The 11,452-nt window shown below is 72.4% G+C and carries 8 protein-coding genes and 1 pseudogene; 1 reads left to right on the top strand and 8 read right to left on the bottom strand.

The genetic code is table 11. The features are described from left to right. Window positions 1-806, top strand: a pseudogene (locus FRCN3DRAFT_RS0232255) (hypothetical protein); the annotation flags it as partial. 74 nt (window positions 807-880) lie between these two features. Here the strand turns inward: FRCN3DRAFT_RS0232255 and FRCN3DRAFT_RS0232250 are convergent. The 8 genes from FRCN3DRAFT_RS0232250 to FRCN3DRAFT_RS0232215 form a co-directional block, all read right to left on the bottom strand. Beyond that, window positions 881-1,516, bottom strand: coding sequence for a M50 family metallopeptidase (locus FRCN3DRAFT_RS0232250; protein ID WP_007508522.1), 636 nt, complete (start codon window positions 1,514-1,516; stop codon window positions 881-883). 220 nt (window positions 1,517-1,736) lie between these two features. Further along, window positions 1,737-2,216: a GNAT family N-acetyltransferase gene (locus FRCN3DRAFT_RS0232245; protein WP_007508520.1), complete on the bottom strand. Its 480-nt coding sequence runs from the start codon at window positions 2,214-2,216 to the stop codon at window positions 1,737-1,739. Window positions 2,217-2,265: 49 nt separating this feature from the next. Then, window positions 2,266-5,181 (bottom strand): FHA domain-containing protein, encoded by a 2,916-nt coding sequence (locus FRCN3DRAFT_RS0232240; protein WP_027141130.1) that lies wholly within the window; start codon window positions 5,179-5,181, stop codon window positions 2,266-2,268. Window positions 5,182-5,323: 142 nt separating this feature from the next. Further along, a complete protein-coding gene (locus FRCN3DRAFT_RS0232235; protein ID WP_007508516.1) occupies window positions 5,324-6,448 on the bottom strand; it encodes an NDMA-dependent alcohol dehydrogenase in 1,125 nt (374 codons plus the stop codon). A gap of 73 nt (window positions 6,449-6,521) precedes the next feature. Beyond that, complete coding sequence (locus FRCN3DRAFT_RS0232230; RefSeq protein WP_007508514.1) at window positions 6,522-7,646, bottom strand: ABC transporter substrate-binding protein; 1,125 nt, start codon at window positions 7,644-7,646, stop codon at window positions 6,522-6,524. Window positions 7,647-7,648: 2 nt separating this feature from the next. Then, the gene (locus FRCN3DRAFT_RS0232225) at window positions 7,649-8,740 is read right to left on the bottom strand and encodes a phosphotransferase family protein (RefSeq protein ID WP_035930444.1); all 1,092 of its coding nucleotides are present in this window, start codon (window positions 8,738-8,740) and stop codon (window positions 7,649-7,651) included. A gap of 44 nt (window positions 8,741-8,784) precedes the next feature. Beyond that, entirely contained in the window at window positions 8,785-9,741 is a 957-nt protein-coding gene (locus tag FRCN3DRAFT_RS0232220) for an LLM class flavin-dependent oxidoreductase (protein ID WP_035925448.1), read from the bottom strand. Between the two features lie 239 nt (window positions 9,742-9,980). Beyond that, on the bottom strand, window positions 9,981-11,351 hold the full coding sequence (locus FRCN3DRAFT_RS0232215; protein ID WP_007508509.1) for an ABC transporter substrate-binding protein: 1,371 nt from the start codon (window positions 11,349-11,351) through the stop codon (window positions 9,981-9,983). Window positions 11,352-11,452 lie beyond the last annotated feature (101 nt).

Below are 11,452 nucleotides of genomic sequence, written 5' to 3'. Positions count from 1 at the left end.
GGACGGGCCCTGTGCCGCTGGCAGGCGCCGCGCCGCCGATGACGCCCGCGCCGCCCGCCGGCCCACCGGTGCCGATCGCCGGGCCGCCGCCGACGACGCCGGCATGGGGCACCCCGCCAGCACAGGGATTCGGCCCAGCACAGGGATTCGGGCCAGCACAGGCATTCGGGCCAGCACAGGGACCCGCGCCGACGCCGGCCCCGGAACGCGGCCGGGGAATCCAGGCGCTGCCCGCCCTCGACCAGATCATCGTCGGCGTGTCCTGCGTGCTGATCCTCGCCGCGGTCCTCCTGACGGCGCTCGCGCCGGTCTACCCCAGCCGCGGCCAGACGGCCAAGGACTTCGCCACCCGGTTCCCGCCTCCGGCCGGCGGGACCGGCGCGCCCGCGCCCCCGGCGACGACGCCCCCGGGGGCCACGCCGTCGGCTCCCGGAACGCCGACGCCGAGCGCCCCGGCGTCGGCTGGCCCGAACCAGCTTCCGGCAGCCATGCGCGGCACCTGGTCCGGCTCGGTGAGGCAGCAGGGCACCAACACCGTTCAGTACAACGTCACCATCACGCTGACGGGCGGGGCGGTCGGCAGCGTCGTCGGCACGTCGAGCTACCCGACGGTTCCCTGTTCCGGTGACCTGCTGCTCTCCGCTACCGGGACGACGGTGCAGGTGTCCGAGCACATCACCATCGGCCAGAGCGACTGCTTCGACACGACGTTGTTCCTGGCGCTCGACGGGAGCGGCAACCTGACCTACCACTTCGACGACGTCGGCTACGGCACCGGCGACGCGACCCTCACCCGGCAGGGCTGACGCGGCGCCGCCGCGGACGACGCGGCGGCGCCCGCGGGCGCCCGGCCGGGTGGATGCGCGGGTGCGGGGCGCCGTCAGCCAACCAGGATGACGGCGCCCTTCACCAGGCAGACCGCACTCACGGCAGCGAAGCCGAGAACCCAGAGGAACGCCGGTAGGTGGGTCAGCTCGGCGAGGCGGTCGGCGTCCGAGCCGCGTGCTCCGTGCCAGCGTGCCTGGCGAAGGATGACCACCGACTTCACGCCCGACAGCAGCAGCGACCAGGTGAGGAAGTAGGCGGCCCACACCTCGGCCCAGCCCGGCCCCCACCGGCCGAGCAGGTAGAGCATCCCCCCGGTCGCCAGGACGACGAAGACCCCGAACCGGTTCTCCACGACCAGAAGCAGCGTGCCCAGCGCCAGCACCGTGAGGATCAGCACCGCGGTCACGTTGCCCGTGTCCAGCAGGTTCGCGGCGGCGAGACCCGCCAGCGGCGGGCTGGTGTAGCCCGCGGCGGCTATCGCGATCCGGCTGGTTCGTCCTTTCCTGCTGAAGGTGTACGAGGAGGTCGAGCCCCCGCCGTCCCGGTCGATGAGAATGCTCTCCACCCGCCAGCCGGTCAGGTACGCCGCGAGCGCGTGGCCGCCCTCGTGCAGGGCCGTGTCGACGTGGACCATCCACCGGTCGAAGGCCACCGCCCACAGGGCGAGCAGCCCGGTAACCACAACCATTGCGCCAGCCCCCCCGACCGCGCGGCCGCCGAGCCTTTCCGACCCGCCTCGGGCCGGCCTGTACCGCCGCGCCGAAAACGCCCGCGCACCCGCTGGGAAGACCCGGTGGTCTCTCGACCCGGCCGATGGGGCGGGCATTCAGCGACGGCGGTGGGAAAGGCCCATTCGTCACCTCATGGTGCGCCGAGAACGCGTGTCCGTGAAATGGTTTCCGGAAGCGTCAGAGGTCGCGGGTCATCCAGATGGACGTCTCGTCCTGGAAACCGTGGCGACGGTAGAACCGGCGGGCCCGCTCGTTGGGCCCCTCGGTCTCCAGGAAGACGCGCAGGACGCCGGCGGCCCGGCAGGCGTCGAGCAGCTCGGGCAGCGCGACGGAGCCGAGCCCGCGGCCGCGGTCGCGGACGAAGATCTCGTCGAGCACCGCCTCACGCCCACCCGACTCCAGGCTGTAGCCCCAGCACAGGACGGCATAGCCCACCGGCAGGGCGTCGTCTACCGCGCCGCCCGCCGCGTCGTTTCCCGGCACGCCGGGCGCGTCGATGAGCCAGACCTGGCCGTGCTCGTCGTCGCGTAGGAGCGGTCCGAGCGCGCGCGCCACCCGGGCGTCGTCGTGGTCATGACCGTCGACCTCGTTGAACTCGCGGATGAGGACGAGCAGGGTGTCGAGGTCCGCGGGACGCCCGCGGCGGATGACCGGCACCTGGGCATCTTCGCGCTTCGCCCGGCTCTGGCGGATCGAGGTCCGCCGGCTAGCGCCGCCGGGCGGCGCGCGGCGCGGCGCGGCGCAGGATGCGGGGGTCCAGGCGCCGCAGCAGCAGGGCGGTGACGGCCGTGTAGGCGACGCCGAGCGCGACGGTGCCGCCGAGGGCGACCAGGAACGTCGTGGGCGTGTGGAGCCACAGCGGGTCGACGACGGACTCGGGATTGAGCCGTGGGTCGTTCAGCCTCTCGACGTCGACGAGGCCCGTCGCCGACGCGAGCCCGGCGAAGCCCCAGCGGGCCGGGAAGACGTAGCTGACCTGCTCCAGCCCGATCCGGCCGGTGACGCGCATCAGCACGCCGGTGAAGATGATCTGCGCCATCGACACCAGCACCAGCAGCGGCATCGTCTTGTCGGCCTCGTCGACGAGCGCCGAGATCAACAGGCCGAGCATCGTCGACGCGAGCGCGGTCGCGGTCACCACCACGAGCAGTTCCAGCAGCGGGTAGCCGGACACCACGCCGGCCGCCGGCGTGCGGCCGGCCAGGCCGATCGCCGTCACGACGGCGCTCTGCAGGGCGGTGACGAGTGTCAGCACGCAGATCTTGGAACCGAGGTAGGCGGTGATCGACAGGCCGATCCCGCGTTCTCGGCGGTAGATCTCGCGTTCCTTGACGATCTCGCGGACCGCGTTGGCCGCGCCCATGAAGCAGATACACAGGACGAGGACCAGCAGCACCGGCGCGACCTGCCGGTTGGGCTGACCGTCCGGCCTGGCCGTGAGCCCGAACGGCGCGTCCATCACCCGCGGGATCAGGCCGAGTACGAACGGGTAGGCGATGACGAGTCGCAGGTAGGACCGGTCGGAGACGATGACCCGCAGGTAGCGCCGGGACAGCGTGCCCAGTTGGCAGAACACCGACTGCTGCCGGATGCTCGGCAGCGCGACGGGCCGTGGCCGCGCGGCCGGCACGACCGCCGTGCCCTGGATGAAATGGTTGGACGCCCGGTAGCGGCGGGCGACATCCGCCGCGCCCTCGGTTGTCTGCAGCGCGCGGAAGGCGTCCGCCCAGTCGGCCTCGCCGAGGAACGGCAGGGCGTGTTGTGGTGGGCCGAAGTAGGCGACGTGTCCGCCTTTTGCGAGGACGAGGACGTAGTCGCAGAGTTCGAGTTGGGCGACGCTGTGGGTGACGACGACGACGGTTCGGCCGCCGTCGGCGAGGCGGCGCAGCGATTCCATCACCTCCTTGTCCAGGCCTGGGTCGAGGCCGGAGGTGGGTTCGTCGAGGTAGAGCAGGGTTGGTTGGGTGAGCAGTTCGAGGGCGACGCTGGTGCGTTTGCGCTGGCCGCCGGACAACGTCGAGACCTGCCGGTCGGCGAGCCCGCCGGTCAGGCCGAGCTCGGCCAGCACGGCGTCGACCCGGGCGCCGCGTTCCTGTTTCGTGGTCTCGGCGGGGAAGCGCAGCTGGGCGCCGTACTCGAGGGCCTGGCGTACCGTCAGCGAGGTGTGCAGGATGTCGTCCTGCGGCACGTAGCCGATCCGGCGGCGCAGCTCGTCGTACTCGGCGTACAGGTCGCGGCCGCCGTAGCGCACCGCGCCGAGGTCCGCCGGGCGGAACCCCGTGAGCGCGCCGAGCAGCGTCGACTTCCCGGCGCCGCTGGGCCCGATGACGGCGAGCAGTGAGTGGCCCGGCAGGCGGAACGAGACGTCGTGCAGGAGCCGGGTGTCACCGGCGTCGACGCACAGGCCGTCGACCTGGAAGGTCACGTCGCCGGTGTCGAGGTACTCGACGAGCTCACCGTCGCCGGCACGCAGGATGTGGTGGCCGATGGCGACGACGTCGCCGGTGGCGAGCAGCCTGCGCTCGACCCGCTGGCCGTTGACGAACGTGCCGTTCGCCGAGCCGAGGTCGACGACCTCGACGCCGCTGCGCCCGACAAACACCTCCGCGTGCTGCCGGGAGGCCAGCAGGTCGCCGACGACGATGTCGTTGTCCAGCGCGCGCCCGATCGACGTCATGCCCCGGGTGAGTCGGTGGACGCGCCCCTCGCCCGGCCTGACGGTCGCGGGCCCACCTCGGCCGACGGGCGGCAGCAGCGGGCCGGGCAGCCGGTCGAGGTCGTCGCGCTGCATGGTCCGCAGCTCGTGGTGGCCGTCCGCGGCGGGATCGTCGGGGTCGTCTGGCTCGTCGAAGTCCGCCTCGGCGGCGGCCTTGGCGTCCGCCTCGATCTGCGCCTCGATGACGTCCCCTCCGAGGCTGTCCTCGGCGTCGGCGAGGTCGCGCCCCGCGTCGGCGCCCTGGTCCGCGCCGCGGCCGGCGTCCCGGCCGGGCCCCGCGACGACGGAAGCGGGCGAGGCGGGTCTCCTCGCCGCCATGGCTGGCGGGATCGACGTGATGGGCACCCGCTCGGTGGGCGGCGTGGGGACGGTGGCGCCTCCCGGCCCGGCGGTCAGGCCGCCGACGCCGACGCGTGGCGGGGGCTGCGCCCGCGACCCGGTCCGTGGCGCGGTCCGTGGCGCGGACCGCGGGCCGGAGCGCGGCTGCGTCGCGGGCGCGGGACGCGGGGCGGGCGGCGCCTCGGGGACCTGGGGGAGCGGCAGGTCGGGCGGCTCCACCGTGAGGTACGCCGCGGGTGTGCCCGTCCTCGCCCGCGGTGGCTCCGGGTCGGGGACCGGAGCCGGGAGCAGCGTGACCTCGGGCCCGTCCGCCGTGCCGAGCCGCAGGCGGACCTGTCCCGTCAGCTCGACCCTGCGGACCCGCCTCCCGTCGTGCCAGGTGCCGTTGCTGCTGAGGTCGACGACGGCCCAGCCGTCGTGCGCCGGCTCGATCAGCAGGTGGCGCCGCGACACGCGGCCGTCGGACAGGACCAGGTCCGACGCCGCGGAGCGGCCCACCACGAACGGCCGGCCGGGAGGCACCACCACCACGTTCGGTCCGCTACGGATGCTGAGCGTGGTTGCCATCGCGCCCCAATCGAGAAACGCCCCCGGCGGCAGCACCGATGGGTTCGTCCGGTCGACGAGACGGTAGAGGCGCAACCTTCCTCGGAGTTTCCGCGCAGGTGTCGCTCACGGGACAGCGGCTCTGCCCAGGCCTGGCCGAGAATCAGCCGTCGAAGGTGATGACTCCCCGCAGGTTGCGGCCGGCGCGCAGGTCGGCGTAGCCGTCATTGATGGCATCCAGCGTGTAACGGCTGGTGATGAGTTCGTCGAGTTTGAGCCGTCCCTGCTGGTAGAGGGCGAGCATCGCCGGGATGTCCTTCGACGGGCTGGAGGAGCCGAACAACGAGCCCTGGATGCGCTTCTGGTAGAGCACGATGTGCCGGATCGAGACCGGCAGCCCGAGATCCTCATCGGCGCGGCCCATGCCGACCAGCACGCAGGTTCCGGCCTTGCGGATCGCGTCCAGGCCCTCGGCGATGTGCTCCGGCTTGGTCACGCCCACGCAGAGGATCGACGAGTCGGCACCCTGCCCGTTCGTGAAGCCACGGGCGAGGTCGGTCGCCTCGGTCATGGTGGCGACCGCGTGCGTCGCCCCGAGGGCGAGCGCCGCCGTCCGCTTCATCTCGACCGGGTCGACGGCGATGACGACCGAGGCTCCCGCGTGCGCCGCGCCCTGCACCGCGTTGATGCCGATGCCGCCGACACCCATCACGACGACGACGTCACCGGGCTTCACCTCGGCGGACCGGACGGCCGCACCCCACCCGGTGCTCACCCCGCAGCTGGTGAGGCACGCGGCCTCCAGCGAAATGTCATCCGGGCAGTGCACGGCCGACTGCACCGAGACCGTGGTGAGCTCGCTGAACGTCGAGACGCCGGCGGCCTGGCCCACGGGACGGTCGCCCGCCCGCATCCGGCGGCTGCCGTCGGCGCGTATCCCGGACAGGACGCGGGAGCCGTTGTCGCAGAGGTTCTGCAGCCCGGACGCACACCACCGGCACAGCCCGCACATCGGCAGGAAGGACAGGACGACGCGGTCACCGACCTGCCACCCCGGCGTGTGCGGGCCGACCGCCTCGACGACCCCGGCGCCCTCGTGGCCGCCCGCCATCGGCAGCGACCCGGCGGCCACCGGCAGGTCGCCGGTCCCGATGTGGTCGTCCGAATGGCACAGGCCCGCCGCCGCCATCCGGATCAGCAGCTCGTCCTGCCGGGGCGGTTCGAGCTCCACCTCGGTGATCTCCCACTTGCCCGGCTGCTCGAACAGCACGGCCGCTCTCGTCCGCACGGTGCTTGCCTCTCTTTCCGCCGGTTGGCTGACTCTCTTCGCCGGTTGGCTGGTCGAGCTCGGACGCGGCGGCTCAGTAGTCGTCGGTCGGTTCGAAGAGCCCCTCGAACTCGAGCTTCCCGTCCCGGACCCGGCCGTAGTGCAGCCAGTCGCCCTTGAACAGCTGGTGGTCGAACGGGCCGCCGGCGATGTGGGTGTTCGGGCCGCCGGTGACCGCCGGCATGAACCGGATCCGCTCGATGCCCTGCTTCACGCCCGGGCCGGTGAGGACGGTCGCGCGGTGCAGCCCCTCGACGATCGTCGCGGCGATGTCGTAGGCGAGGCCCGGGATGGCGTTCGGCCACATCCACGGATCCTCGCCGTAGCGGGCGACGAACCGCTGGTGGAACAGGTGCATCCGCGGGTTCTCCGGACACCACTGGTCGATGCCGACCCAGCCGTCGAGCTGCTCGAAGCCCCAGATGTACTGCATGAACGCCGTGGTCATGATCCGCGGCGGGTCCCAGTCGACCTTCTCCAGCGCGGCCCGCACCGCCCCGGAGACGACGAGGCCGCCGTAGCCCAGCCAGGCCAGGGCGTCCGCGTTGGCCGCGCGCAGCACGTCGAACTTCGCCGCCAGCTCGTCGACGGTCGTGGTGTTGGTGATGTGCTCGACCGCGGCGATCGAGATCTTCAGCCGCCGGCATTCCTGCAGGAAGAAACGGAAGTACTCCTCGGAGATGGGCGACCACGGGGCGACGACGGCGACCCGCTTGTGACCCTGGCGCTTGAGCCAGTTGACCATCAGCCCCGGGTCGATGCCGACGTCGCCGTTGCCCAGCCGGAAGCAGTACTCGCCATGGAACATGTCGGTCCCGCACATGCTGACCAGCGGCACCTGGGCGGTGTTCGCGTGGTCCGCGAGCGCTATCGCCGAGTCGGTGTAGTTGGCGCCGCCGATGGCCAGGCAGCCGGCGTCGACGAGCCGGTGGAACGCGTCGACACCGCCCTTCGCCGTTCCCTGGGGCAGGCCGGCGTCCTGTTCGAACAGGAACTCGTAGCGGCGGTCGAGCACGCCCCGCTCGATGCCCTCGTCGAACGCCATCCGGATCTCGCGCTCGAAGCGCGCCCATTCCATGCCCAGCCAGCCGATCTTCATGGGCTCGAGGCGTAGCCAGCGGTCCTCGATCGACGGGGCCGCCGAAGTCGTGGTGGTCATCGCTACTCCTTGTCGTTGAGGACGGTGGTGAGGGCGTCGTGGTCGGCGGCCGCGGCCCCGAGGCGCGCCAGCAGAGTGCTGGTGATCGCCGAGTCGACCTTGAGCGTGATGCCCCAGAGGAACAACCCGTGGACGAAGCCCCGGCGCACGCCGAGCCAGGCCTCGTCCAGGGACGGCGCGTCGACGCCGCCGGCGCGCAGCTGGTCCAGGTAATGCCGGACCAGGTCCTCCTCGGTGCGGCGGCGATCGTCGACCGTCAGCGCGGACGCGAGGTGATAGCCGACGTCGAGGTACCACGGCCCGCGCTGCACCAGCTGCCAGTCGAGGAACGACGGGCGACCGTCCGCGTCCAGGTACACGTTGCCGACGTGCGGGTCCCCGTGGATCAGCGACCAGGGCGACGCGGCGGCCGCGTCGAGGGCCAGCCGCCGGTAGGCGGCGACGAGCCGGTCGGCGTCGCGGATCTCGACCGGGACGCCCGCGCCGATCGGGCCGTCGTAGTTCATCCGGATCTCGTCGGCCCCGCGCTGCACGAGGTAGCTGGACAGCCGGGGAGCGACCCAGCGCGCGTCGGCGAGCGCCGGGTCGCACCAGGTCGCGGTGTGCAGCGCGGCGAGCTGGGTCAGGCTTTCGGCCGTCTGGTCCGGGGTGTACGCGGACAGCGCGTCGAGGAAGGTGGCGCCCTCGGCGACGACATCCTCGGTGATGACGACGCCGTAGTGGGTCGACGGGTCGAAGTCGGCGTACACGGCGTGCAGCGTGCGCAGGCCGGCGGCGGCGGCCACGTCCCGATAGAAACAGGCCTCCGGTTCGCCCGCCTGCCGGAAGGCGCGGCCGGCCTCGGTGAAGTAGCCCTTGCCGCAGAGATCGGCCGACAACCCCGCCGGAGCGGTGCCGTCCGCGCACGTGATCCGGAAGCGGGCGTTCGTGGCGACGCGGCTGATGACCGGCCCGGGCGTGACCGCCGTGACCTCGATGCCGGGGAACCGGTGGCCGAGCGCCGCGGTCAGCCAGTCAGGCGACAGCATCCGCTCGAGGGTGTCGGGCACCGGCGGCACGGTGGCGGTGGATGCGGTGGCGGTGGCGGTGGACATGGTGCCGGCCGGCGCGGCGCCGGTGGCGTGATCCCCGGCGGGGGTCATCGCGCGGCTCCGGTGCCGGTGGATGACGGCGCGGCGCCGGCCGCGGGCCGCGGGCCGCCCGCGCGCAGCTGCGGCGCGATGTCGGTCAGGACCTGCAGGAGCATGTCGTGCTCTCCCTCTCGGGTGGCGGGCATCAGGGCGAGATGTCGCGCGCCCGCCTCGATGTAGTCAGCCAGGCGCCGCGCGACCTGCGCCGGAGTGCCCGTGACGGCGACCCGGTCGATCATCGCGGCGAAGTCCTGGCGGTAGGTGCCGCCGAGGAACTCGGCGGCCCGGCGACGGGCGCGGGATACGTCGTCGTCGATGACGAACGGGACGTAGGCCGCCCAGATGAACTCGTCCAGCGACCGGCCGGCCGCGTCCGCCTCGGCCCGTACGGTGGCGACCGAGCGGGCGTAGCGCTCAGGAGAGAACAAGTACGGCATCCAACCGTCGCCGAGTAGCGCGGCGCGCCGCATCGCGGCGGGCTGCCGCCCCGCGACGATGACCGGTGGCCCACCGGGCTGGCAGGGCGCCGGTTGCACTCTTACCCCCGCCATGGGGAACAACGGCCCCGGCCACGTGACTGGCTGCGCGCTCCACAGTTCGCGCACGAGGCCGATCGCTTCGTCGGTGCGACCGCCCCGGCCGGCCAGCGGGACCTGACAGGCCTCGAACTCGACGGGATATTCGCCTCCCACCCCGATGCCGAGGGCGATCCGGCCGTCGGTGGCCACGTCGAGGTCGGCCAGTTGCTTCGCGACGATCGCCGGCTGGTAGAGCGGCAGTAGCAGCACGGCTGATCCGATGACTGCCCGCCGAGCCTGGGCGGACAGTCTTGCCAGCCACACCATCGCCTCGGCGCTGCCGTTCGGCGAGGCCACATGCCCGCCGACCCACAGCGCGTCGGCGCCCGCGTCCTCCAACTCGGCGACCCTGTCTCCCGTGCGCGGGGCGAGGCAGCCGATGGTCACCTGGTCTGCCGCGAGGATGGACCGTGCCGACCGCGCGGACTGTGTCGCTGGCTGTGCTGATTGTGTCACTGGCTGTGCGGACTGTGCTGGTTGCGCCGACCGCGTTGCCGGGTGCGCGTGTGTCACCGGGCGCCCTCCGTTCGTTCCCGATCCGGGCCGGTCGGTGGCCGTGGCCGCTGCGGCCCGGGCGGACCGTAGGGCCGGCGGTCGACGCGCCGCCCGGATCGGGAACGGTCGCATCAGTTGTTCGGGAAGAGCGGCGTGCAGGCGAGCTTCACGGTCTGCTCGTACTTGCCACCGGTCAGCTGGACCACGGAGGCGCACGGCACTGATGTGCTGTGGTTGACCGGCCACTGGGTCTCGCCGACCGCACCCGGGACGTGGTAGCTGTAGCTGCCGCCGTTCAGCGTCTTGAGCAGGTTCGCGAGGGTGAGGTCCTTCCCGGTCTTCTTGAGCGCGTCGATGAAGAAGTCCGCCGTCCAGTAGCCGGCCATGGCGGTCAGGCCGATCGCCTGGTCGGGGGCGTACTTGGCGAAGTCCGCCTTGAGCTGGTCGTCGGCGGCCGAGCCGCTCTCAGCGGGTGCCCACTGGACCAGCGTGTAGGTCCCGTCGAGGTCCTTGAGACCGGTCAGCCGCGGGTCGTAGCCGAGCGGTGTCAGGATCTTGCCCTGGTAGCCCGCCGCCCGCAGCGCGTCGATGAGCTTGAGCGCCGGGGCAAAGTCCACGATCGTCACGATCAGGTCCGGCGGGGCGCCCTTGTCGGCGCGCATCAGGTCGTTGACGAGCGCCGTCGGGTCGGTGAGCCCGGAGGCCGGCACCGGGTTCTTGGAGTAGGGGACGGAGAACCCGGCCACCTTGACGCCCTTCGCCGCGAGGTTGATGCCGTTCTTCGCGGAGTCGATGTCGACGCCGATGAACGCCACGCTCTTGCCCGCGCTGCCGCCGAGAATGCCGCTCGCGGCCATCGCCCACGTGGTCGTGAGTGCTGGCGAGTCCGCCTCGGCCACCAGGCAGCCGGTCACCCCGAAGCCGATGGCGCTGTCGCAGTAAGGCGCGGCGACACCCCAGCCGAAGTACGGCGTCCCGCTCTTGCAGAACGAGTCGAGGAAGTTGCCGGTGCGGACGACGGCGGGCACGGCCGCGAAGACGCCGTCGGCGACGAGGGACTCGGCCTGGGTCAACGTCCGGGCGGCGTCGGAGCCGTCGTCACGTGCGCCGATAAAGTTGATCTTGCGTCCGTTGACGCCGCCCGCGTCGTTCTCGCGACTGAACCGGACCTTTGCGCCGACGTCCATCCCGGTGTTGATCGGCCCGCTCGTGCTGGACTGGCTGATCAGGCCGCCAACCTTGATCTCGGTGTCGGTCACGCCGCGGGCCGGTTCGCCGCCCGGGGTGGCGCAGTCGAGCTTGGCCGGGTCGACCTTGACGCCGTTGTTGGTCCAGCCCGAGTCCGGCCCCGGCTTGAACGCGTCGGGACCGAGCGCCTGCGTCGACGCCGTGGGCTTCGCGCCGCCGTCGCTGCCGCCGTCATCGCCGCCGCCGCACGCGGCGGCGGTGAATAAAAGGCCCGCGATGGCAGCCGTGGAAGCGAGTCTTCGGGTGTTTCGCACGTTGAACCTCCGTTGTGTCGCAGGCCCGGGCGGACGAGACCGCGTGTGCTGGCTGAGGATTTCCAGCCGAGCGGATCGATCCGGCCGGGGCCGCGCGATTC

The sequence above is a fragment of the Pseudofrankia saprophytica genome, from assembly GCF_000235425.2.
GTDB classification, from domain to species: Bacteria; Actinomycetota; Actinomycetes; order Frankiales; family Frankiaceae; genus Pseudofrankia; species Pseudofrankia saprophytica.
Note: the sequence above shows the minus strand (reverse complement) of the source record. Positions and strands in the feature narration are given on the sequence as shown.

What these genes read in the sequence shown, in the direction of transcription:
- FRCN3DRAFT_RS0232250 (WP_007508522.1), bottom strand. Translation starts at nt 1,516, where the DNA reads ATGGTTGTGGTTACCGGGCTGCTCGCCCTGTGGGCGGTGGCCTTCGAC.
- FRCN3DRAFT_RS0232225 (WP_035930444.1), bottom strand. Translation starts at nt 8,740, where the DNA reads ATGTCCACCGCCACCGCCACCGCATCCACCGCCACCGTGCCGCCGGTG.
- FRCN3DRAFT_RS0232240 (WP_027141130.1), bottom strand. Translation starts at nt 5,181, where the DNA reads ATGGCAACCACGCTCAGCATCCGTAGCGGACCGAACGTGGTGGTGGTG.
- FRCN3DRAFT_RS0232230 (WP_007508514.1), bottom strand. Translation starts at nt 7,646, where the DNA reads ATGACCACCACGACTTCGGCGGCCCCGTCGATCGAGGACCGCTGGCTA.